This is a genomic window from Microbacterium sp. NPDC088619 (genome assembly GCF_044752825.1).
In the GTDB taxonomy this organism is placed as follows: Bacteria; Actinomycetota; Actinomycetes; order Actinomycetales; family Microbacteriaceae; genus Microbacterium.
Map to the genome: position 1 here is coordinate 1,979,178 of NZ_JBIVLZ010000001.1, position 20,611 is coordinate 1,999,788.

The 20,611-nt window shown below is 68.5% G+C and carries 24 protein-coding genes; 11 read left to right on the top strand and 13 right to left on the bottom strand.

Annotated features, from left to right (window positions below; translation table 11 throughout):
* The first annotated feature begins 137 nt into the window (after nucleotides 1-137).
* From ACIP5T_RS09620 to ACIP5T_RS09635, 4 genes are read left to right on the top strand one after another with little or no spacing between them, the layout of a single operon-like run.
* On the top strand, nucleotides 138-905 hold the full coding sequence (locus tag ACIP5T_RS09620; protein WP_400862642.1) for a HesA/MoeB/ThiF family protein: 768 nt from the start codon (nucleotides 138-140) through the stop codon (nucleotides 903-905).
* Complete coding sequence (gene glp / locus ACIP5T_RS09625; protein WP_400862643.1) at nucleotides 902-2,149, top strand: gephyrin-like molybdotransferase Glp; 1,248 nt, start codon at nucleotides 902-904, stop codon at nucleotides 2,147-2,149. The genes ACIP5T_RS09620 and glp overlap by 4 nt, the downstream gene beginning before the upstream one ends.
* Nucleotides 2,146-2,625: a cyclic pyranopterin monophosphate synthase MoaC gene (gene moaC, locus ACIP5T_RS09630; RefSeq protein ID WP_400862644.1), complete on the top strand. Its 480-nt coding sequence runs from the start codon at nucleotides 2,146-2,148 to the stop codon at nucleotides 2,623-2,625. The genes glp and moaC overlap by 4 nt, the downstream gene beginning before the upstream one ends.
* A complete protein-coding gene (locus ACIP5T_RS09635) occupies nucleotides 2,622-2,858 on the top strand; it encodes a MoaD/ThiS family protein (protein WP_056276399.1) in 237 nt (78 codons plus the stop codon). Before moaC ends, ACIP5T_RS09635 begins: the two co-directional genes overlap by 4 nt.
* A gap of 125 nt (nucleotides 2,859-2,983) precedes the next feature.
* On the opposite strand, the gene ACIP5T_RS09640 is transcribed toward ACIP5T_RS09635, so the two are convergent.
* The 5 genes from ACIP5T_RS09640 to ACIP5T_RS09660 all read right to left on the bottom strand — a co-directional run bounded on the left by ACIP5T_RS09640 (nucleotide 2,984) and on the right by ACIP5T_RS09660 (nucleotide 6,774).
* The gene (locus tag ACIP5T_RS09640; RefSeq protein ID WP_400862646.1) at nucleotides 2,984-3,424 is read right to left on the bottom strand and encodes a molybdenum cofactor biosynthesis protein MoaE; all 441 of its coding nucleotides are present in this window, start codon (nucleotides 3,422-3,424) and stop codon (nucleotides 2,984-2,986) included.
* Complete coding sequence (locus ACIP5T_RS09645) at nucleotides 3,421-3,909, bottom strand: molybdenum cofactor biosynthesis protein B (RefSeq protein ID WP_400862648.1); 489 nt, start codon at nucleotides 3,907-3,909, stop codon at nucleotides 3,421-3,423. The genes ACIP5T_RS09640 and ACIP5T_RS09645 overlap by 4 nt, the downstream gene beginning before the upstream one ends.
* Before the next feature lie 40 nt (nucleotides 3,910-3,949).
* Nucleotides 3,950-5,572, bottom strand: coding sequence for a molybdopterin-dependent oxidoreductase (locus ACIP5T_RS09650; protein ID WP_400862649.1), 1,623 nt, complete (start codon nucleotides 5,570-5,572; stop codon nucleotides 3,950-3,952).
* Nucleotides 5,573-5,726: 154 nt separating this feature from the next.
* Nucleotides 5,727-5,996, bottom strand: coding sequence for a hypothetical protein (locus ACIP5T_RS09655; protein WP_400862651.1), 270 nt, complete (start codon nucleotides 5,994-5,996; stop codon nucleotides 5,727-5,729).
* 79 nt (nucleotides 5,997-6,075) lie between these two features.
* Nucleotides 6,076-6,774: a GTP pyrophosphokinase family protein gene (locus tag ACIP5T_RS09660; RefSeq protein WP_400862653.1), complete on the bottom strand. Its 699-nt coding sequence runs from the start codon at nucleotides 6,772-6,774 to the stop codon at nucleotides 6,076-6,078.
* Between the two features lie 108 nt (nucleotides 6,775-6,882).
* Between ACIP5T_RS09660 and ACIP5T_RS09665 the strand changes: the two genes are divergently transcribed.
* Both ACIP5T_RS09665 and ACIP5T_RS09670 read left to right on the top strand, forming a co-directional pair.
* Nucleotides 6,883-7,242 (top strand): nuclear transport factor 2 family protein, encoded by a 360-nt coding sequence (locus ACIP5T_RS09665; protein ID WP_400862654.1) that lies wholly within the window; start codon nucleotides 6,883-6,885, stop codon nucleotides 7,240-7,242.
* Between the two features lie 104 nt (nucleotides 7,243-7,346).
* Nucleotides 7,347-9,434 (top strand): APC family permease, encoded by a 2,088-nt coding sequence (locus tag ACIP5T_RS09670; RefSeq protein WP_400862656.1) that lies wholly within the window; start codon nucleotides 7,347-7,349, stop codon nucleotides 9,432-9,434.
* 6 nt (nucleotides 9,435-9,440) lie between these two features.
* On the opposite strand, the gene ACIP5T_RS09675 is transcribed toward ACIP5T_RS09670, so the two are convergent.
* Nucleotides 9,441-10,847 carry a PLP-dependent aminotransferase family protein gene (locus tag ACIP5T_RS09675; RefSeq protein ID WP_400862657.1) on the bottom strand — a complete coding sequence of 469 codons (1,407 nt, stop codon included), beginning with the start codon at nucleotides 10,845-10,847 and terminating at the stop codon, nucleotides 9,441-9,443.
* Between ACIP5T_RS09675 and ACIP5T_RS09680 the strand changes: the two genes are divergently transcribed.
* The 3 genes from ACIP5T_RS09680 to ACIP5T_RS09690 are packed head-to-tail and all read left to right on the top strand — an operon-like array spanning nucleotide 10,846 to nucleotide 13,040.
* A complete protein-coding gene (locus ACIP5T_RS09680; protein WP_400862659.1) occupies nucleotides 10,846-11,796 on the top strand; it encodes a DMT family transporter in 951 nt (316 codons plus the stop codon). The genes ACIP5T_RS09675 and ACIP5T_RS09680 overlap by 2 nt on opposite strands.
* Entirely contained in the window at nucleotides 11,796-12,407 is a 612-nt protein-coding gene (locus tag ACIP5T_RS09685; RefSeq protein WP_400862660.1) for an FMN-binding negative transcriptional regulator, read from the top strand. The genes ACIP5T_RS09680 and ACIP5T_RS09685 overlap by 1 nt, the downstream gene beginning before the upstream one ends.
* 9 nt (nucleotides 12,408-12,416) lie before the next feature.
* On the top strand, nucleotides 12,417-13,040 hold the full coding sequence (locus tag ACIP5T_RS09690; protein ID WP_400862662.1) for a GNAT family N-acetyltransferase: 624 nt from the start codon (nucleotides 12,417-12,419) through the stop codon (nucleotides 13,038-13,040).
* Here ACIP5T_RS09690 and ACIP5T_RS09695 read toward each other — a convergent pair.
* From ACIP5T_RS09695 to ACIP5T_RS09725, 7 genes are all read right to left on the bottom strand, one after another.
* Entirely contained in the window at nucleotides 13,004-13,705 is a 702-nt protein-coding gene (locus ACIP5T_RS09695; RefSeq protein ID WP_400862664.1) for a GntR family transcriptional regulator, read from the bottom strand. The genes ACIP5T_RS09690 and ACIP5T_RS09695 overlap by 37 nt on opposite strands.
* Before the next feature lies 1 nt (nucleotide 13,706).
* Complete coding sequence (locus tag ACIP5T_RS09700; RefSeq protein ID WP_400862666.1) at nucleotides 13,707-14,447, bottom strand: GntR family transcriptional regulator; 741 nt, start codon at nucleotides 14,445-14,447, stop codon at nucleotides 13,707-13,709.
* A gap of 213 nt (nucleotides 14,448-14,660) precedes the next feature.
* On the bottom strand, nucleotides 14,661-15,839 hold the full coding sequence (locus tag ACIP5T_RS09705) for an SLC13 family permease (protein WP_400862668.1): 1,179 nt from the start codon (nucleotides 15,837-15,839) through the stop codon (nucleotides 14,661-14,663).
* Between the two features lie 399 nt (nucleotides 15,840-16,238).
* The gene (locus ACIP5T_RS09710) at nucleotides 16,239-16,550 is read right to left on the bottom strand and encodes an AbrB/MazE/SpoVT family DNA-binding domain-containing protein (RefSeq protein ID WP_400862670.1); all 312 of its coding nucleotides are present in this window, start codon (nucleotides 16,548-16,550) and stop codon (nucleotides 16,239-16,241) included.
* A gap of 81 nt (nucleotides 16,551-16,631) precedes the next feature.
* On the bottom strand, nucleotides 16,632-16,988 hold the full coding sequence (locus ACIP5T_RS09715) for a YciI family protein (protein ID WP_400862671.1): 357 nt from the start codon (nucleotides 16,986-16,988) through the stop codon (nucleotides 16,632-16,634).
* Nucleotides 16,985-18,358, bottom strand: coding sequence for an RNA polymerase sigma factor (locus tag ACIP5T_RS09720; RefSeq protein WP_400862673.1), 1,374 nt, complete (start codon nucleotides 18,356-18,358; stop codon nucleotides 16,985-16,987). Before ACIP5T_RS09720 ends, ACIP5T_RS09715 begins: the two co-directional genes overlap by 4 nt.
* The gene (locus tag ACIP5T_RS09725; RefSeq protein ID WP_400862674.1) at nucleotides 18,355-18,546 is read right to left on the bottom strand and encodes a hypothetical protein; all 192 of its coding nucleotides are present in this window, start codon (nucleotides 18,544-18,546) and stop codon (nucleotides 18,355-18,357) included. The genes ACIP5T_RS09720 and ACIP5T_RS09725 overlap by 4 nt, the downstream gene beginning before the upstream one ends.
* Nucleotides 18,547-18,836: 290 nt before the next feature.
* Here ACIP5T_RS09725 and ACIP5T_RS09730 point away from each other — a divergent pair, with 290 nt between their 5' ends.
* Together ACIP5T_RS09730 and kdpA are read left to right on the top strand one after the other, a co-directional pair.
* Complete coding sequence (locus ACIP5T_RS09730) at nucleotides 18,837-18,926, top strand: potassium-transporting ATPase subunit F (protein WP_056276367.1); 90 nt, start codon at nucleotides 18,837-18,839, stop codon at nucleotides 18,924-18,926.
* The gene (gene kdpA, locus ACIP5T_RS09735) at nucleotides 18,926-20,611 is read left to right on the top strand and encodes a potassium-transporting ATPase subunit KdpA (protein ID WP_400862676.1); all 1,686 of its coding nucleotides are present in this window, start codon (nucleotides 18,926-18,928) and stop codon (nucleotides 20,609-20,611) included. The genes ACIP5T_RS09730 and kdpA overlap by 1 nt, the downstream gene beginning before the upstream one ends.

Here is a 20,611-nt window from a genome sequence, read left to right on the forward strand (position 1 = left end):
CGCAGGAGCGGATGTTGAGACAGGAAAATTCCGCATCAGCGGATATCTCTCGCCTGCACGTTATTACTCTGCTCCGAACACAGGGCGAATCGCTCTGCTCCCGCCGCAATCGCGCACCCCGGGCATAGCCTGGTGCCATGCAGCCGCTCGTCGCACCCGCGCCCTCCCTCGACCCGGCCGAACTCGTCCGCACCGCACGGCACGCTGTGCTCGCGGGCATCGGAGAAGAGGGACAGCGCCGGCTCGCGGCCGCCCACGTCGCGGTCGTCGGAGCGGGTGGCATCGGCTCCCCCGTGCTGCTCGCACTGGCCGCGGCAGGAGTCGGCAGCATCACGGTGATCGATGACGACATCGTCGAACTGACGAATCTGCAGCGCCAGCTCGCGCACCGCGTCGAAGACATCGGCAGGCCCAAGACCACCTCGGCGGCGCGCGCGATCACGGCGCTGTCGCCCGGAGCAGAGGTCGTGACGGCGACCGAGCGACTCGACTCCGAGAACGCCGACCGCCTGTTCGCCGGGGCCGACATCGTCGTCGACACGAGCGACTCGTTCGCGACCCGGCGCGATGTCGCCGCCGCGACCGAGGCCCTCGGCATCCCTCTCGTCTGGGGAGCCGTGCAGGAGTGGCACGCGCAGGCCACCGTGTTCTGGTCGAACCCGCCCGAGCACGATCCGATCGTGCTGACCGACCTCTTCCCGCTCGGCACCGAGGGCGAGCCGCCCAGCTGCGCGCAGGTCGGCGTGCTCGGCGCGCTGTGCGTGCAGGTCGGGGGGATGCTGGCAGGCGAGGTCGTGAAGCTCATCACCGGCGCGGGCGAGCCGCTGCTCGGGCGCCTCGCCATCATCGACGCCCTCACGGCGAGACAGCACGAGATCGCCATCCGATCGGCGGTGTCGGCATGAGCGCCGCGAACGGCAGCCGCCGCACGGTCGAGGAGCAGTTCGCGCGGGTGCTGGATGCCGTGCGCACACTGCCCGCCGAGACACGGCCGATCCGCGATGCCGCCCAGCGCACGCTCGCGGCGGCTGCGAAGGCGGCCCACGACATCCCGCTCTTCGACAACTCCGCGATGGACGGCTTCGCGGTGCGGGCGGCCGACGTCGCCGCGGCATCCGAAGAGAACCCCGTCGTGCTGCGCGTCGTCGCCGATCTGCCGGCCGGGGTGTCGGATGACCCCTCGCTGGCGGCGGGAGAGGCCGCGCGCATCATGACCGGCTCCCCTGCGCCGACGGCGGCGGATGCGATCGTGCCGTTCGAAGACACTGCGGGCGGGCTCGCCGACTCGCTGGGCGACGTGCGGGTGCTGCGCGCACCGGCCACCCTCGGAGCCTTCATCCGCCGCCGAGGAGCGGACCTGCAGGCCGGGGATGCCGTGGTGCTCGCGGGCGAACGACTCGGGGCCTTCCAGCTGTCAGCCGCCGTGGCGGCTGGGGTCGAGAGCGTGTCGGTGACCCGAGCGCCGCGTGTGGCCGTGATCTCGACCGGCAGCGAGCTGCTCGCTCCCGGGGAGCCCGCCACCCGCGGCCGCATCCCCGACTCGAACGGCCCTCTGCTCGAGCTCCTCGTGGCCGATGCCGACGCCGAGCTCGTGCTCGTCGCGCGCGTCGCCGATGACGCAGATGCCGTGCGAACCGTCACGGCGACGGCGGTCGACCGCGGTGCCGACGTGATCGTGTTCACCGGTGGGGTGAGCGCCGGCGCCTACGAGCCGGTGCGCGGCGCGTTCGACGGGCGCGGCCAGGTCGAGTTCGCGAGCGTCGCGATGCAGCCGGGCAAACCGCAGGCGTTCGGCGTGCTCGACACCGGCACACTCGTCTTCGGACTGCCGGGCAACCCTGTGAGCGTCGCGGTGTCGTTCGAGGTCTTCGTGCGGCCCGCGCTGCTCGCACTGCAGGGTCGCACCGAGATGCACCGCCCTCGGGCGTCCTTCACCGCGGATGCGGCCTGGACGCCCCCTCCCGGCCGACGTCAGTACCTCCCCGCCGTCGTCGACCTCGCGAACCGGACGGTGCGCCCGGCGACCTCCGGCGGCTCGGGCTCGCACCTCGCCGGCGGGCTCGCCAGAGCGCGCGCGTTCGCGATCGTGCCCGCAGAGGTCGAGGCCGTCGCCGTGGGCGATGCGATCGATGTCATGCTGGTCGAATGAGCTTCACGCATCTCGACTCGGCCGGTCACGCGCACATGGTCGACGTGACCGCCAAGCAGCCGACCGTCCGCACCGCCACCGCCCGCGGCTTCGTGCGCTGCAGCCCCGAGGTCATCGCGGCTCTGCGCGACGGCACCGCCCCCAAGGGCGACGTGCTCGCGGTCGCCCGCATCGCGGGCATCCAGGCCGCGAAGTCGACTCCTGCCCTGCTGCCGCTCGCACACGTGATCGGCGTGCACCGGGCCAACGTCGAGCTCGACATCGTCGACGACGGCGTGCACGTCGAGGCGACCGTCGGCACCGCCGACCGCACCGGCGTCGAGATGGAGGCGCTCACGGCCGTATCGGTGAGCGCGCTCGCGATCGTCGACATGATCAAGGGCCTCGACCGGTCGGTGGTCATCGAAGACGTGCGCATCGTCGCGAAGTCGGGCGGACGCTCGGGCGACTGGGTGCGGGAAGGAGAGACGCTGTGACCACCCGCGTCCGCTATTTCGCTGCGGCCGCCGAGGCCGCGGGCACCGACGCCGAGGACCGCGGCGAGCACTCGCTCGAGCAGCTGCGCGCCGCCGTCGTCGCCGACCACCCGGCGCTCGCCGACATCCTTCCGCGGTGCGCGGTCATGGTCGACGGTGTGCGCAGCGATGACGACCGTCCGCTCGACGACGCCCAGCTGATCGACGTGCTCCCCCCGTTCGCCGGGGGATAGGCCGCAGGCGAAGCGACGCCCGCGGGACGTTCGCTTCGTGCGGCGATCTGCGCTTCAGAAGGACGCTGATACCGAAAACGGCCTTCAGAAGCGCGAATGGCCGCGTGAAGCAGCCGCAGCTCGGTTCAGCCGCCGATGCCCTTCCACGACGTGGAGCCGTCGGACTCGACCTGACGCTTCCACACGGGCAGTGCCTTCTTGATGTCCTCGATGACCGCACGGCACACCTCGAAGGCCTCCGCACGGTGCTCTGCGGCGACCGCGATCACCACGGCCGCATCGCCGACGTCGAGGCGCCCGATGCGGTGACTCACGGCCACCACCACTCTGGCGTCGCCGACGGCATCCGCTGCCGCCTCTTCGGCGATCCGTCGCAGCGTCGACTCGGCGTCGGGGTGCGAGCTGTATTCCAGCCCGACCACCGCAGTCGTCGCGTCGGGGTCGTTGTCGCGCACGCGGCCGATGAAGGTCGTGACCCCGCCCAGAGCAGGGTCGTCGACCGCGGCGAGATGCGCGTCGACGTCGAGCTTCTCGTCGGAGATCGCCGCTATCCGCACCTCGTTCACGAGTGGTCCCCGCCCTCGACCTGGTCGACCACGTGTCTCGCGACGGTCAGCACGACGGGAACACCGGATGCCACGGCCCGGGGCGACCCAGGAAGATTCACCACGAGCGATCCGCCCGGGTCGACGATGCCTGCCACACCACGAGAGAGCACCGACAGCGGAGTGTCGGCGAGGCCGCTGCGGCGGAGCTCTTCGGCGATCCCCGGCACCTCCCGAGTGATCACCCGACGGGTGCCTTCGGGGGTCTGATCGCGTGGACTCACGCCGGTGCCTCCCGTCGTCACGATCAGCCGCACCCCGCGGGCGACCGCCCGACGCAGCGCGTCGGCGACGGAGGTGGCACCATCTGCGATGACCTCGGCATCCGGGCAGTGCCACCCGGCATCCCGCAGCAGACCGACGGCGATCGGCCCGCCCCGGTCTTCTCGTTCACCCGCGAAAGAGCGGTCGGAGACGGTGATCACGCAGGCGGGGAGCGACGTCATGGCTCCACCCTAGGGCGAGATCCGACAGGCCGCACCGGCATCAGGCGACGCGGATCAACGACCGCTGCCAGCCCGCCGACCCGTTCGGCGCGATCGGCGCGCGCTCCTCGATCTGCAGGTCGCCGTTCTTGTTGACCGCCCGCACGGCGACGTAATGCGTGCCGGGAGTGGCATCCCACTCCATGAACCACTGCACCCAGGTGTCCTCGTTGATCGGCGCAGAAAGCGTCGCGGGCACCCAGTCGCCCTCGTCGATGCGCACCTCGACGCGCTCGATACCGACCGTCTGCGCCCACGCGACGCCCGCGATCGGGATGCGGCCCGCCTTGACGGCCTCGCCCACCTTGGGCGTGTCGACGCGTGAGGCGAACTTGATCGGCGCCTCGGCACTGTATCCGCGCGGAGTCCAGTAGGCCTCGTCCTTGTCGAACGTCGTCACCTTCAGTTCGGTGAGCCATTTCGTCGCCGACACGTAGCCGTAGAGGCCAGGAACGACCATGCGCACCGGGAACCCGTGCTCGAGCGGCAGCGGCTCGCCGTTCATCCCCACCGCCAGGATCGCATCGAGGTTGTCATCGGTCAGTGCCGACAAGGGCGTGCTGGCGGTGTATCCGTCGACGCTCTTCGACAGCACCATGTCAGCGCCCGACTTCACGCCGGCCTTCTTGAGCACATCCCGCAGCGGCACACCGAGCCATTTCGCGTTGCCGACGAGGTCGCCGCCGACCTCGTTGGAGACGCAGGTCAGGGTGATCGCGTATTCGTCGAGCCCCATGTCGAGGAGGTCCTGGAAGCTCATCTCGACCCGCTGGTCGACCATGCCGTCGATCACGAGGCGCCAGGTGCTGGGGTCGATCGTGGGCACGGTCAGCGCCGTGTCGACGCGGTAGAAGTCCTTGTTGGGGGTGAACAGCGTGCTGAGTCCCGGGATGTCCAGCTCCGCGCCCTTCGGCACGGTCACGGTCGACTTCGGCGACGGCAGCTTGAGCGCGTCGCGGATCGTGGCCACAGAGGCGACGGTCATGCTCACTGCCCGCGACGCGATGCCCACGATCACGGCGGATGCTCCCGCGATGCCGGTGAGGAGGAAGAACTGACGGCGACCGATCGGCTTCGCCACCGTCGTGGCATCCGCGTCCGAGTTCTCGAGGAGGCCCGTACCGACGCTCTCTCCCTTGCGATCGACCATCGCGACAGGAACAGCGGATGCCTTCCACGTCTTCAGGCGGCGCACGAGGAGGACGATGAGGATCGACCCCGCGATGGTTCCGAGCACGGGAGGAAGGAAGGCGAGGGGCGTGACACCCGCCCTGGTCACGATCGCCGCGGTGGAGAGCGCGCCCGCGACCACCAGGGCGATCACGCCGAGCGGGGGACGGAGCAGCTGAAGGATTCCGGCGATCGCCGACGCGATCACCACCGCGAGACCGAGTCCGGCCAGAAGCGCGATCTTGTCGTACTCGCCGAAGGTCGCGATCGCGAACTCCTTGAACGGCTGCGGCACGATGTCGATCACGAACCCGCCGACCGCGAGGATCGGACTCGCGGAGCGCGCGAAGATCAGGGCGAACAGCTCAGCGGTGGCGAGGAAGACGGCTCCGCTGATCACACCCGAGAGTGCTGCCCAGAAGATGAATCGTCTGCCCTTGCTGCGCTGTGCCATGGTCTGCTCCTTCGCACCGCCGACGGGTGTGGTCAGCGGTTGTTCGGAGCGGGCACCCGAACGGATGGTCGCAGGTCTGCGTGTCGCCGGAGGCGGCGCGCGGTCAGAGGCGGCGCGCTCTCAGAGGCGGCGCGCGCTCGGAGGCGGTGCACGGTCAGAGGCGGCGTGCGGTGATCGTGTCGCGGTCCTGGGAGTCGCGCAGCGTGCGCAGGCACCGCGAGCAGAGGATCTCGACGCGACGAGGGTGGTTCTCGCCGCACACGCAGTCGACGGAGACCCGCCACTTGGCCTTGCGTCCACAGGCGGCATAGGCCTCATCGTCACCGTGGTCGCATTCGCAGAGCTGGCGTCCGCGGTCGAGACCGGGCACCTCGACGAGAGTCCGCTCGAGGTCGGCGACCGGGGGCTGCTGCGTCTTCACCACCTGTCGATGTTCCCAGGGCGGCGCTGCCGCGCGCAACACCGCTCGCCCGCGTGCGCCGCCGTCGGCGGCAGAATCCCTGTCACACCTGCACGACGTGCGGCGGGGGCGGCGGCGCCAGCTGGCGTTGCGGCACCCCATGCGCCTCGCGGTGCAGGCGCTCCATGCGGCTGTCGAGTTCGGCGGCGGCCTCGGCGGCATCCGTCAGACTCTCGACGAGATGCGAGGGAACCTGGTTCGAGAACTTGTAATAGATCTTGTGCTCGAGGCTGGCCCAGAAGTCCATCGCGATCGTGCGGAACTGCACCTCGACCGGCACCGACAGGGCTCCGGTCGACAGGAACACGGGCACTTCGATGATCGCGTGCAGGCTCTTGTAGCCGTTGTCCTTCGGGGTGGCGATGTAGTCCTTGACCGTGACGACGGTCACGTCGTCCTGCGCGGTGAGCAGATCGAACAGGCGGTACACGTCGGCGACGAAGCTGCAGGTCACGCGCACGCCGGCGATGTCGGTGATCTCCGCGCGGATGCGCCCGAAGTCGGGCTCGGCGATGCTCTTGCGGGCGATCTTCTCGACGATGCTGTCGGGAGTCTTCAGCCGGCTCTTGACGTGCTCGATCGGGTTGTAGGCGTGGTGGTGGGTGAACTCGTCACGAAGGATCGAGATCTTCGTCTCGACCTCCCGCATCCCGAACTCGTATTCGCGCAGGAAGCGCTGGAACTCGTCGCGGAGCTCCCGAGTCTGCTGGATGGCGTCATCGGTGACCTGAAGGGACGTCATGCATCCGACGTTACGCGTTCGTGATCGGAACAGGCTGTGCATCCGCGATGAGAAAAATCGGCCCCGATCGCCTTGACGATGTCGGAGGCCAGGTCTACAACGGAGGACATGACCAGCGCAGGCGAGAAGTGGACGGAAGCGTACGTAGAGGCGTGGCGATCGAATGACCCGCAGCAGATCGCCGCGCTCTTCAGCGAAGACGCGAAGTATCTGACGAGCCCCGATTCCGAGCCCCGCGTCGGCCGCGCCGACATCGTCTCCGGCTGGCTCGAAGATCTCGACGATCCGGGAACCTGGACCTTCGAGTGGTGGATCGTCCGCGAGGACGCCGATCTCGTGGTGATCGAGGGCCGCACGAAGTACCCGGCCGAGCGGGACTACCTCAACCTCTGGATCGTCCGTCTGGATGCCGAGGGCCGGGCCACCGAGTTCACGGAGTGGTACATGCCTCGCCCCCATGAGGACTGAGCGCGCGAGGGTACGGGCGCTAGGACGTGAGGATTCCGTTAGGGACGCGTGAGCACCCGTAGGGATTCCGTGAGGAACCCGTGAGGGAAGCGTCAGCGGGCGTAATGTCGCCCGACGTGTCAGATGAAACCCGGGACAACCTCGACGCTCCGCCTCGCGTGAAGCGCATCCTCATCGGCGACCCTCTCACGAGCGCTCAGGTCGACGATCAGCTGCTCCCGAAGAAGATGGCGCTGCCGATCTTCGCGTCGGATGCACTGAGCTCGGTGGCCTATGCGCCGCAGGAGCTGGTGATGATCCTGCTCATCGGCGGACTGACCTTCCTGTCGTTCACGCCGCTCGTCGCCGTCGCGGTCGTCGTGCTCCTGATCGTCGTGGTGCTCAGCTACCGCCAGCTCATCAAGGCCTACCCCTCGGGCGGTGGCGACTACGAGGTCGCGTCGAAGAATCTGGGCGAGATCCCCGGCGTCATCGTCGCGGCAGCACTGCTGGTCGACTACGTGCTGACGGTCGCCGTGTCGGTGGCATCCGGTGTCGACAACATCATCTCGGCCGTGCCGGGGCTCGACCCGCTGCGGGTGGAGCTCGCGGTCGGATTCGTGATCCTCATCATCCTCGTGAACCTGCGCGGAGTGCGCGAAGCCTCGCTCGTCTTCGCCATCCCCACCTATGTGTTCATCGCCTCGGTCGGCTTCATGATCGTGACGGGACTCTTCCGGACGTTCCTCGGCGATGCCCCGGTCGCCTCGAGCGCCGAGTTCGCCGTGCACTCCGAAGACCTCGGCCAGGCCGCGGTCATCCTCCTCATCCTGCGCGCGTTCTCGAGCGGATGCTCGGCGCTCACCGGCGTCGAAGCGGTGTCGAACGGCGTGCCCGCTTTCCGCACCCCGAAGGTCCGCAACGCGCAGACCACGCTCGTGCTGATGGGCTCGATCGCGGCGTGCCTGTTCGCTGGACTCACCGCACTCGCGCTGATCACCGGTGTGCACTATGCCGAGAACCCGTGCGACCTGATCGGCTTCGACTGCTCGAACCCGCAGCCGAGCCTGATGGCGCAGATCGCCTCGGCGACGTTCGGCGGCGGCAGCATCCTGTTCTTCATCATCCAGGCCGCGACCGCCTGCGTGCTGCTGCTCGCGGCCAACACCGCGTTCAACGGATTCCCGTTGCTCGGCTCGGTGCTCGCCCGCGACGGCTATGCGCCCAAGGCGCTGAACACCCGCGGCGATCGCCTGGTGTTCTCGAACGGCATGATCGTGCTCGGCATCGCGGCGATGGTCGTGCTCGTGGTGTTCCAGGCGAAGCTCACCACGCTCATCCAGCTCTACATCATCGGCGTCTTCGTCTCGTTCTCGCTCGGGCAGATCGGCATGGTGCGGCACTGGAGGCGCGTGCTGCGCGGCCCGGCCGAGAAGACCCCGGGATCAGGGGTCGACAGCGCCTCGGCATCCGATCGTCGCTCGGCCAAGATCGGACTGGTCATCAACTCGGTGGGCGCTGCGATGACCGTCGCCGTGCTGCTCATCGTGACGATCACGAAGTTCACGCACGGCGCATATCTGGTGTTCTTCGCGATCCCGGTGCTGGCGTTCCTGATGATGGGCGTGAAGCGGTACTACCGCGATGTCGAGCATGAGATCGCGATCGACGACACCACCAAGTTCGGCGCGACGGGCGACCTCGCGATCGTGCTCGTCAACCGCCTGCAGAAGCCCGTCATCAAAGCGATCGACTATGCGATCGCCGCCAAGCACGGCAAGACTCTCGCGGTGCACGTCGCTGTCGCATCCGACGATGCCGCTCAGCTGCAGAAGGAATGGGCCGATCACCTCGTGCCGATCCCGCTGGTGATCGTCGAGTCGCCCTTCCGATCCTTCGCGCAGCCGGTGACGCAGTTCATCAAGCAGTACCGAGAGAAGCACGGCTCGTCCGTGGTCACGGTCTACCTGCCGCAGTACATCGTGGGGCACTGGTGGGAGACGTTCCTGCACAACCGGCGCTCGCGTCGACTGGCCAACCAGCTGATGCTCGTGCACGGGGTGTCGATCACACTCGTGCCGTGGCTGCTCGACTCCTCCGAGCTGATCTACGGTCGGCGCTCGCGCCCGCTGCCAGGGCAGGAGCGTGCGGGCCGTCCGGTCGTCGTGTACGGTCGCCGCGCGCACCGACCCGAGGGTCCGCCCGAGAGCTGACTCCGTTCAGGATGCGGCGAGGACACCGCCGAGGATCTCAGCCGCCTCGGTGAAGCGCGACGGGTCGGCGTTGGCGTAGTTGAGACGCACATACGCGCCGGAGGGCTCAGCGGGGAACCACTCGGACCCGGGAGAGATGATGAGCCCGCGGGCCTCGCATCCACGGACCACGGCGACGACATCGGTGCCCTCCGGAAGCCGCGCCCACAGGTTGAGGCCGCCACCCGGAACCGTCTCGACGATCGCCGTCGGAGCGTGCTCGGCGAGGCTCGAGAGCAGCAGATCTCGTCGCGCCCGCAGCTGTTCCCGGAAGCCGCGCAGATGACTCCGCCACGCGGGTTGGGTCACGACGTCGAGAGCTGCCGCCTGCAGCAGCCCGCTCACGTACATCGACTCGGCGGCGCGGTCGGCGAGGATGCGTTCGCGCGCCGGGCCCCGGGCGATCAGCGCTGCGATCCGCAGCGACGGTGAGACGCTCTTGGTCAGCGAGCGGAGATAGACGACATGGCCGTCATCGTCCATCGCCGCGATCGGACGCGGATCGCCGTCGATGGCCAGATCGTGCGCCCAGTCGTCTTCGATGAGGAAGGCACCGTGTCGCCGCACGCTCTCGAGAACGGCGAGGCCCGTCGACGTCGGCCACCTGGCGCCGGTCGGGTTGGCGAATGTGGGTTGCGCGTAGAACGCGCGAGCCCCGGTCTCGGCGAAGGCGCGCTCGACGGCATCCGGATCGGGGCCGTGCGGACCAGACGGCACCGGCACCAGGACGACGCCTGCCTGCTCAGCCGCGAGCAGTGCGCCCCAGTACGTGGGCGACTCGATCAGCAACGGCTGGCCGGCGCCGACCACGGCGCGGAAGATCGAGCTCAGCCCGCTCTGACTGCCGGCGATCACGAGCGCATCCCTGGCGGATGCCGGTGTGACGTCTGCCGGTGCGGATGCCGCGAGCTCGGTGGCGAACCAGGCCTGCAGTTCCGGCATTCCGGCGGCGGGGGATCGCGTGAGCGCCGCCGGTGTGCGCGCCGCACGGGTGATCGCCTGACGGACCAACCGCTCGGGAAGCAGGTCGACCGCCGGGTACCCCGAGTGCATGCCGATCGCATCGGGAGCGACGGTGCGCTGCGTCGAGGTGAGGCCGGCGAGTCGGGCGGGAGGCGCCCCGAGAGCGGACGTCTGCCAGCCGTAGTCGGCCGCGCGCGGAGGCCGCTGCGCCCGTACGAAAGTCCCGGCGCCCGGTCGGGACTCCACCAGTCCCAGCCGCGACAGTCGCCCCATCGCCTTCTGCACGGTCACGGGACTCGCACCGTGCTCGGCGACGAGCGCTCGATTCGACGGCACGCGGGCGCCCGGTGGGGCGGCGGCGATCCACCGACGCAGTTCCTCCACGATCCGGTCACTGCTATCCTGGCCCATGAAAGAACAGAGTAGCGTTATCGTCCCGCCACGTGCGCCGCTATCCTCGCGCACGGGACTCTGGTGGGGTCTCCTGGGCGTCGCTGCCTTCTCATTCACCCTCCCTTTCACCCGCATCGCGGTCGGCGGCCTCTCGCCGCTGTTCATCGGATCAGGCCGCGCGGTCGTCGCTGCAGCACTCGCCGCCATCGCCCTGGCGGCCACCCGTCAGCATCCGCCGACCAGGGTGCAATGGTGGCGACTCGCGATCGTGGCCGGTGGCGTCGTCGTCGGGTTCCCCCTGCTGACGTCGTTCGCCATGACTGCTGCGCCCGCGAGCCACGGTGCCGTGGTGATCGGACTGCTCCCCGCAGCGACGGCCGCCATGGTCGTGCTCCGCACGCATGAACGCCCCGGACGGGCATTCTGGTGGTTCGCCGCCTTCGGTGCCACCGCGGCGGTGGTCTTCGCGTCGCTGCAGAACGGCGGCTTCGGAGAACTCCACTGGGCCGATCTGCTGCTTTTCGGGGCGGTGCTCGCAGCGGCGATCGGCTATGCAGAGGGCGGCCTGCTCGCTCGGGAACTCGGGGCCTGGCAGACCGTGTCGTGGGCGGTCGTGCTCTCCGCTCCGCTGATGCTCGCGCTGACTCTGGCATCGGCGCTCACCGATCCGCCGACGGCATCGCCCGTGCAGTGGCTCGCCTTCGCCTACCTCGCCGTGGTGAGCATGTTCCTCGGATTCTTCGCCTGGTATCGCGGGCTCGCGATCGGGCCCATGGCCCAGGTGAGCCAGATCCAGCTCGTCCAACCCGTGATGAGCATCGCGTGGGCCGCGCTGCTTCTTCATGAGCAGATCGGATGGCCCACCGCGCTCGGCGGCCTGGCCGTCATCGTGTGCGCCGCGCTCGCGGTGCGCACCCGACTGATCCATCACCGATCCACCACCCACCCCCTGAACGAGGAGTTCTGATGCGCCACACACCCCGTTATCTGATGACCGATCCGCTCGAGGTGAAGCGCCTGATCCGCGGCAATCCGTGGGCCACGTTCGTGTCCCCCGCGAGCACAGGGCTGATCGCTTCCCATTACCCCGCTCTGCTGATCGAAGACGAACACGAGATCGTGATCGCGAGCCACTTCGGTCGGCCGGACGAGCAGCTGCATGAACTGGGCGCGCACGAGGTGCTCGTGATCATCCAGGGCCCCCACGACTACGTGTCGCCGAGCCTCTATGCGCCGGGCGACCTCGTGCCGACGTGGAACCACGTCACCGCCCACCTGTACGGCACTCCCGAGATCCTCAGCGAGGAGGAGAACTACGCCATGCTCGCGCAGCTCACCGACCACTTCGAGAAAAGCACACCGCACGGGCGCAGCCTGTCGGAGGACGAGGCCGGCACGCGTCGGGCGGCGAAGGGCACCGTGGGCCTGAGAATGCGTGTCGACCGCTTCGATGCGCGCGCCAAGCTGAGCCAGAACAAGTCTCCCGAGGTGCGAGACAACATCACCGGGCGGTTCGATGAGACGAACGCGCCGCTCGCAGCCGAGATGCGTCGAGTGTCCGGCCGCGCCCCTCAATAGGCTGGGGCGATGACCGATTCGCCGCACACCGACGTCTGGCCTGTCCGTACCGAGCGGCTGCAGATCCGGCCGATGACGGCACCCGACGTCGACGTCATGTGGGAGTGGCGTCGACGGCCGGAGGTGAACCGGTGGCTCGGACTCGCGCCGGCCACACTCGAGGAGTTCCGCGAGCGGTATCTCGACCCCGGCCGGCTCACGTCGATGTACCTCGTCGAGCTGATCACGGAGAACGACGGGCCCACGCCGATCGGCGACATCATGATCAGGATCGGTGACGGCTGGGCGCAGCTCGAGGTCGCTGATCAGGCGAGGGGCGTCGAGGCCGAGCTCGGCTGGGTGCTCGACCCCACGCACACCGGCCGCGGCTACGCGACCGAGGCGATCCGCGCGGTGATCGACGTCTGCTTCGGCCCGCTGGGGCTGCGTCGGGTGCACGCCGGATGCTTCGCCGACAACGAGCCGTCATGGCGTCTGATGGAGCGGCTCGGCATGCGCCGGGAGGAGTTCAGCCGCAAGACCGCTCTGCACCGGTCGGGCGAGTGGCTCGACGGCCTCAACTACGGCATCCTCGCCGAGGAGTGGACGCCGACCGGTCAGAGTTCTGTGACCCCGTCGACCACGAACGTATAGAGATCTCTCACCAGGTCGGTCGCCTCGAGACGGTCACGATCTCGGGCGGCAGCGACGAGCGCGTCGACCACTGATCGCAGCATCGCGGGGTTGCGAGGTCGGCTGAGAGAGCGGATGCCGAGGACCAGCGCCGTGCGTTTCGACGCGTGCAGGGCGCTCAGGTAGCGGTTGCGTGAGAACACCGCGAGCAGGTCGAGCAGTTCCCACAGCCCCTCTGCCCCGACGACCTGGTCGCTCTCTTCGGTCGCCCAGAGTTCGCGTACCGCCGCTGCCCGGACAGCGAACTCGGCGACCTGCGCCTCGGTCGCCTGTGCGATGCCGAGGTCGGCCGCTGCGATCGACAGACCCGAGCATTCGGCGGCGACGGCGACGAACCACGCGGGGGTCGGTGTCACCACGACCGACGCCCTGTTCAGTCGGTGCTCGATCAGGTGCATCGCCTCGAGGGCGCCGAGGGCCGACCGCACCGTGCCGGCGGCGACGTTGAGACGCTGCACGAGTGCGGTGACCGACAGGGGATCGCCGGGAGCCAGCTCGCCCGACTCGATCGAGTGCGCGAGCGAGTCGACGACGGCATCCGCTCTCGAGGTGATGAGGGGCGGTGGCTGCTCGACCCCTCCCAGCAATCGCGTGGAGTTCAGCCTGTCGATCCGCCGGTCGGGCATGTCAATCCCCGGGTAACGGGCCCGCGGGTGTCGAGCCGCCGGAGTCCGAGACGGATGCGGCAGCGAGCGCGGCCGCCGCGCGCAGCGGCTCGATCGTGGATCTCAGGAACAGCGGTTCGATGAGTTCACGCACCCCCACACCGTCGCGCCGGTCGAGCAGCACACGCAGGTGCTCGAGAGATGTGCGCATGAAAGCGGCGAGTTCTGCGGCGACCGGTTGCGCGGGCACGGTTCTGGTGAGGTGCAGCACCAGCTGTCCGTCGAGGATGTCGATCATCGTCTGGTTGTGGGCGTTGAGCACGATCTCACCCCACAGCGCGTACCAGAGGCTGAGCCCTTCACGGCTGGAGGTTGCCGCGAGATCGGTGGTGAGCAGCCCGTCGACGCGTGCCTGCAGGGAGGCGACCTGTTCGTCGCTGTAGCGGGGAACTGCGGTGATCGCGCAGTACCCGATCATCGCGACCGCAGTTTCGACACGTTCTGCCTGTGCCTCGAGGTCGACCGGCGCGACGCGTGTGAACCGGTTGGTGCTGACCTCGATGAGTCCGAGGTCGGCGAGGCGGTTGAGAGCCTCGCGGATGGGCGTGCGGGAGACGCCGTATTCGGCCTGCAAGTCCTGGTCGCGAATCTCTTCGAGGGGTTGCATGCGCCCAGAGATGATCTCTTCGGCGAGCGTGGCGAAGACCTGGTCGCGGATCAGCTGCCGCGGCCGGATCGGCAGAGATGCGCTGATGTCGCCCACGGGCACACTTTATGCCGGTGTCATGCCGACGCACCATACATCAGGCACTGAAGTTTCACCGGATCCGGCGACATGTGCGTAGCGTTGAGGGGTAGGGCAGCGACCCTCACCCGGCACACACTCCCCATGTCGTGCTGCGGACCTCCCCCAGATCCCGTGACCTGAGTCGCTGCCCTTTTCCCTACCCCGGGGCGGGCGCCGGGATGAACGGTCTCAGCCTGCGACGAACGCGAGCACGAGCGTGGCTACCACCACCGTCGGCACGGCGACGATCGCTCCCCAGAGCATCAGGCTGCCCCAGCGGATCTCGACGCCCAGCGACACCACTCTGTGGTGCCAGAGCAGCGTGGCGAGCGACGCCCACGGTGTGATCAGCGGGCCGAGGTTCACGCCGATCAGCAGCGCCATGAGCGCGACCGGATCGCCGGCTGTGGGTTCGAGGATCAGGTAGGCGGGCAGGTTGTTGACCCCGTTCGCGGCGAGCGCGCCCGCCGCAGAGAGACGCAGCAGTTCTGCGGGCGCGTGGCCACTGGTCGCGAGAACCGACAGGAAGTCGAGGATGCCGTTCGCGTGCGCGGTCTCGACCACGACGAACAGGGCCGCCGCCAGGCCGATCGCCTGCCATGGCACGAGCGAGAGTCGCAGCACATGACGACGCCGGATGCCGAACACGACGATAAGCACGAGCGCGGCGACCGTCGCGGGGATCCACACGTCATGAGTCAGTGCGAGCAGCGGCATCAGGAGCAGCAGGATGCCGGACGCCGCCCAGAAGAGCACACGGTCAGACGGGTCGCCGCCTGTCGGAGCGCGATATTCGCCGAAGAGCGTGCGTCGGTGTCGCAGCGTGAGGACCACGACGGGCACGAGCACCCCGACGAGGGTCGGCGCCCAGCTCAGCGCGAGGAACGCGAGCGGGTCGTCACCGATCGACCGTGCCGCGAGCAGGTTGGTGAGGTTCGACACGGGCAGGGCGAGGGACGCCGTGTTCGCCAGCCACACGGTGACGAGGGCGAACGGCAGCGGGGGGATGCCGACGCTCTGCGCGAGCACGACCACGACCGGCGTCACGATCACCGCCGTGGTGTCGAGCGACAGGAACACCGTGCTGATGACGGCGAGCACCACGACGGACAACCAGAGCAGGATGACGCGCCCCTGCCCCCACCGAGCCAGACGCTGTGCGACGACGTCGAACACCGCAGCATCCCGGGCCAGCTCGGCGACGACCGTGATCGCGATGACGAACCCGAGCACCGGGGCGATGCGGGCGCCGAGCGCCCCGGCATCCACGGGTGGAAGGATGCCCGTGACGATGCAGACGAGTGCCACGGCGATGAGAACCAGGACGATGATCGTCCCCGCCCCCAGCCGCCGTCGCGTCGCACTCACTCGCTGAGTGTAGATCCGGTGGGGGTGTGGTTCGGTGTATCTCCGACATGCGGGCGTCGACGTCTCCGCGTTGCTCGGCCCGAACTGTCGCCTACGGGTTCCTGAAGACGTCGTGGTCGCCGACCCGACGCCAACGGATCCGCAGCTCGCCCTGGACCGTGACGATCTCGAACGTGGCGCGACCATCAGGAGAAGAGAACGACCACGTCATCTCGAGAATCCCTGGGGCTGATCGCACGGACTTCACTCTCAGTGATGCCGGCCACGGAGTCGATGGGGCTTCGGCGTATGCGTCGCAGGCGGGAATGAACTTCTCTCGCAGAACCTTTCTGAATTCGGCCAGATGAACCGGCTTCAGCCTGCGGACATCGCCATCGAAGCTCGGGGTGGTCTCGAACTTCACTGCTCCGACTCGACGGCATCAAGGCTCTCGAGGAAGGCGTCCCCGTTGGAGAAGGAGGTCACCCGGCCGGCCCTCACATGTTCATCCACTTCGCGTTCGCGCTGTTGCCAACGCTCGGTCCAGAACCACGCCTGGTCGGCGGGGACAGGAACTGCCGCACGAAGCTCCACGACTCCATCCGGACGCTCGGTCACCTCAAGCTGCGTCCCCGGCTCGTTCAGATGCAGACGCTCGCGGACGCTGGCAGGCAAGGCGATGAGGCCTCGACTCTGGACGCCGACATACCCGTGGAACTCTGCGGTGGACATCACCCCAGGGTACAGTAATGCGGCTCCACCGGAAAGCTGTATAGCAGCATTTCAGCTACACAGGTGCGTTCGAGCCCGGCTTCAGTCCTCGTCCCAGGGGAGCTTCACCACCGGCAGGATGTAGACCCGCCCCATCACGGCGGTCGGATGCTTCGCCATGAAGCTCGCCGCCTCGTCGATCGACTCGGCGGTGACGATGTCGTAGCCGGCGAACCACTCCTTGAACTCGGGGAACGGGCCGTCGGTGACGAGCACCTTGCCGTCTCGCACCGCCACCGACTTCGCCTCTTCAGGGCCGGCGACGGGTGCGCCCTCGCCCAGGCTGCCGGCCGCCCGGCCCTCATCCGCCCAGTCTTCGAGCAGGCGCTGATCTTCTCCCTGCGGCATGGTGCCGCCGGTCGGGTCGGTCATATGGATCACGAGGTACTTGTTGCTCATCTGCTCTCTCCATTCGGCGTGCGCCCGGGCTCCCCGGGTGCGAAGGGCGCCGCGATCTCGTCGCGGCGCCGGGTCAGGTGGATGATCTCCGCACTGTTGTCGGCGAGGGCGATCGCGCGCTCATAGGCAGCCCGAGCATCGTCCGGCCGGTCCGCAGCGCGCAGCAGCTCTGCGAGCGTCACGTGGAAGGCATGGAACTGATCCAGCGCATCGCGCAGCGTCTCCACGATCAGCAGCGCTCGTTCGGGCGAGTCCCGTTCTGCGACGGCGACTGCCTTGCTGAGGGTCACGACCGGGCTGGCATCGATCCGCTCGAGCTGCTCGTAGAGTCCGACGATGCGCGCCCAATCGGTGTGCTCGGCATCCGTCGCCCGCACATGCACCGCGTTGATCTCGGCCAGCAGTCGGTGACGACCGGGGGCCGCGGTGGGTGGCTCGTCGAGCAGTGCGAGGCCTCGACCGATGAGCTCGTGGTCCCACGCGCCACGGTCCTGTTCGTCCAGGCGCACCAGCTCGCCGCCGTCGGTTACGCGTGCCGCGGCGCGCGCCTCGCTGAGCAGCATCAACGCCAGCAGACCCGCGACCTCCTCGTCGGCGGGGAGCAGCTCGCGGAGCAGTCCGGCGAGCCGGATCGCCTCGCCCGTCAGCTCGCGACGTAGTGCGGGCACTCCGGCCCCGGACGCGAAATACCCTTCGTTGAAGATCAGATAGAGCACTGCGAGCACGCCGTCGATCCGGAGGCGGAGGTCGTCGGCAGCCGGCATCCGATAGGGGATCCGGTCGGTCTTGATCTTCGCCTTGGCTCGGGTGATGCGCTGCCGCACCGCAGATTCGTGGATGAGGAAGGCCCGGGCGATCTCCTCGACGGTGAGCCCGCCTACGATCCGCAGGGTCAGGGCGACGCGCGCTTCGAGCGACAGCGCCGGGTGGCAGCAGGTGAAGAGCAAGCGGAGGCGATCGTCGTCGATGATGCCCGTCGGCTCCGGCGGTTCGGGATCGTGCAGCATGAGAGCCTCCCGATGCTTGGCATCGCGGAACGACTCACGACGCAGTCGATCGATGGCCTTTCGGTAGGCCGTGGTGGTGATCCAGCCGGCGGGATTGGGCGGCACGCCCTCGTTCGGCCACCGCTCAGCGGCCGACGCGAACGCCTCAGCAGCCATCTCCTCGGCGAGGTCGAGATCACCACATCGTCGGGTGAGACCTCCCACGATGCGCGCCCACTCGTCGCGATAGACCTGCGCGACGTGCTCTGCGACGTCGGCGTTCACCGAGAACCCCTGATCCGACCTCGTCGCCGCGTCACCTGTGGTCTCTCCGTCCGCTCGATCGAGCAGGTTCCGCTCCGATCCTGCCGTCAGGACGATCATCCCGGTTCCCCGCTTCCGCCGGAAGAGATGCGCGTCCAGAGCCGGCGAGCGCGCTCACGGAGAGAACGACGCCGGATCAGACCAGGATGCTCGAGCGCCGCCCGACGTCGCACGATCTGCTCCTCGGCCTGCTCAGCCTCGAGCCGGTAGACGAGGTTCGCCACCATCGGGTCGTTGTACACAGTCACCACCGCACCTCTCGCGTCTCTCGCGTCTGAGGCCACCGATCGGTGACCACCTACCCGAACCACGAACGGAGATCGACGGATGCGACAACGGCCGAAAGAAAGTCGGATCGACCCCGAGATGTGAGCAACTCGCATGCATCCCGCACGCCACCGTAGGCAAAGCGTGAGGATCGCCATATCCCGGTCCGCACAGGAGTTGTATCGGGTCTCGTGCTCGACATCATCTACATCGCGCTGACTCTCGCGCTGTTCGCCCTCGTCTCCCTGGTTGCGAAGGGGGTGGAACGACTGTGATCGTCTTCGAGATCATCGCCGCCGCCCTCGCCGTGGCCGCCGTCGTCTACCTCGTGGTGGCTCTCGTCGCCCCGGAGAAGTTCTGATGGGCGCCGGCGCCGACCTCTGGTTCGGCATCCTGCAGGCCGCGGTCCTCATCGTCGCCATCGTGCTGCTGTATCGCCCGGTGGGCGACTACATGGCGCACGTCTTCAGCACCCCGCGTGACCTGAATGCCGAGCGCGGGCTCTACCGCCTGATCGGCGTCGACCCGGCATCCGAGCAGACGTGGCGGGCGTACGCCCGCAGCGTCCTCGCGTTCTCGGTCGTCGGCCTGCTGCTCGTCTACGGGCTGCAGCGTCTGCAGGGCTTCCTGCCCGAGTCGCTCGGGCTCCCGGCCGTGCCGGAGGGGCTCGCGTTCAACACCGCCGCGTCGTTCGTCGCGAACACCAACTGGCAGTCGTATTCGCCCGAGCAGACCATGGGATACACAGTGCAGCTCGCGGGCCTCACGGTGCAGAACTTCGTCTCAGCCGCCGTCGGCCTGGCCGTCGCGGTCGCTCTGATCCGCGGCTTCGCCCGCCGCGGCTCGACGACGATCGGCAACTTCTGGGTGGACCTGATCCGCGGACTCGGACGCATCCTGCTTCCGATCGCCCTGCTCGGCGCGATCGCCCTGATCGCGGGCGGCGTGGTGCAGAACTTCGCCGGCTTCACCGATGTGACCACGGTCTCGGGCGGCACGCAGACCATCCCGGGCGGACCGGTCGCCTCTCAGGAGGCCATCAAGCTGCTCGGCACGAACGGCGGAGGCTTCTTCAACGCCAACTCGGCGCATCCGTTCGAGAACCCGACCGGCTGGACCAACCTGCTGCAGATCCTGCTGATCCTCGTGATCCCGTTCGCACTCCCCCGCACGTTCGGCCGCATGATCGGCGACAACCGCCAGGGCTATGCGATCGCCGCCGTGATGGGCGCGATCTTCCTGATCTCGACCTTCGCCCTCTCGGCGCTCGAACTGGCCGGCCGCGGCAGCGCCCCCGAACTCGCGGGGGCAGCCATGGAGGGCAAGGAGGTGCGCTTCGGCATCCTCGGCTCGACGCTGTTCGGCAGCGCCAGCACCCTGACCTCGACCGGGGCCGTCAACTCGATGCACGACTCGTACACGGCCCTGGGCGGCATGATGCCGATGCTCAACATGATGCTCGGCGAGGTCGCCCCCGGCGGCGTCGGATCGGGTCTCTACGGCATGCTCGTGCTCGCGATCATCGCGGTGTTCGTCGGCGGACTGCTGGTGGGCCGTACCCCGGAATACCTCGGCAAGCGCATCGGCCCGAAGGAGATCAAGCTCGCGAGCCTCTACATCCTCGTGACGCCGACTCTCGTGCTGGCAGGCACCGCGCTGAGCTTCGCGATTCCCGGCATCCGAGCGGATGTCGAAGCGACCAGCATCCTGAACCCGGGCGTGCACGGCATGAGCGAGGTGCTCTACGCCTTCACATCGGCGTCGAACAACAACGGCTCGGCCTTCGCCGGCCTCACCGCGAACACCCCGTGGTTCAACACCGCACTGGGCATCGCGATGCTGCTCGGCCGGTTCATCCCGATCGTGCTCGTGCTGGCTCTCGCCGGATCCTTCGCCGCACAGCAGCGCGTGCCCGAGAACACCGGAACACTGCCCACGCACCGGCCGCAGTTCGTCGGGCTCCTCGCCGCCGTCGCGGTCATCATCACGGCACTCACCTACTTCCCCGTGCTCGCACTGGGACCCCTCGCTGAAGGACTCGTCTGA

Excerpts from the sequence above, each read along its gene's own strand:
- ACIP5T_RS09715 (WP_400862671.1), bottom strand. The coding sequence starts at position 16,988 with ATGAGCAACAAGTACCTCGTGATCCATATGACCGACCCGACCGGCGGC.
- ACIP5T_RS09680 (WP_400862659.1), top strand. The coding sequence starts at position 10,846 with ATGAAAGAACAGAGTAGCGTTATCGTCCCGCCACGTGCGCCGCTATCC.
- ACIP5T_RS09675 (WP_400862657.1), bottom strand. The coding sequence starts at position 10,847 with ATGGGCCAGGATAGCAGTGACCGGATCGTGGAGGAACTGCGTCGGTGG.
- kdpA (WP_400862676.1), top strand. The coding sequence starts at position 18,926 with ATGGGCGCCGGCGCCGACCTCTGGTTCGGCATCCTGCAGGCCGCGGTC.
- ACIP5T_RS09650 (WP_400862649.1), bottom strand. The coding sequence starts at position 5,572 with ATGGCACAGCGCAGCAAGGGCAGACGATTCATCTTCTGGGCAGCACTC.
- ACIP5T_RS09695 (WP_400862664.1), bottom strand. The coding sequence starts at position 13,705 with ATGCCCGACCGGCGGATCGACAGGCTGAACTCCACGCGATTGCTGGGA.
- ACIP5T_RS09685 (WP_400862660.1), top strand. The coding sequence starts at position 11,796 with ATGCGCCACACACCCCGTTATCTGATGACCGATCCGCTCGAGGTGAAG.
- ACIP5T_RS09670 (WP_400862656.1), top strand. The coding sequence starts at position 7,347 with ATGTCGCCCGACGTGTCAGATGAAACCCGGGACAACCTCGACGCTCCG.
- ACIP5T_RS09645 (WP_400862648.1), bottom strand. The coding sequence starts at position 3,909 with ATGACGTCGCTCCCCGCCTGCGTGATCACCGTCTCCGACCGCTCTTTC.
- ACIP5T_RS09690 (WP_400862662.1), top strand. The coding sequence starts at position 12,417 with ATGACCGATTCGCCGCACACCGACGTCTGGCCTGTCCGTACCGAGCGG.
- ACIP5T_RS09665 (WP_400862654.1), top strand. The coding sequence starts at position 6,883 with ATGACCAGCGCAGGCGAGAAGTGGACGGAAGCGTACGTAGAGGCGTGG.
- moaC (WP_400862644.1), top strand. The coding sequence starts at position 2,146 with ATGAGCTTCACGCATCTCGACTCGGCCGGTCACGCGCACATGGTCGAC.
- ACIP5T_RS09660 (WP_400862653.1), bottom strand. The coding sequence starts at position 6,774 with ATGACGTCCCTTCAGGTCACCGATGACGCCATCCAGCAGACTCGGGAG.
- ACIP5T_RS09710 (WP_400862670.1), bottom strand. The coding sequence starts at position 16,550 with ATGTCCACCGCAGAGTTCCACGGGTATGTCGGCGTCCAGAGTCGAGGC.
- ACIP5T_RS09720 (WP_400862673.1), bottom strand. The coding sequence starts at position 18,358 with ATGATCGTCCTGACGGCAGGATCGGAGCGGAACCTGCTCGATCGAGCG.
- ACIP5T_RS09620 (WP_400862642.1), top strand. The coding sequence starts at position 138 with ATGCAGCCGCTCGTCGCACCCGCGCCCTCCCTCGACCCGGCCGAACTC.
- glp (WP_400862643.1), top strand. The coding sequence starts at position 902 with ATGAGCGCCGCGAACGGCAGCCGCCGCACGGTCGAGGAGCAGTTCGCG.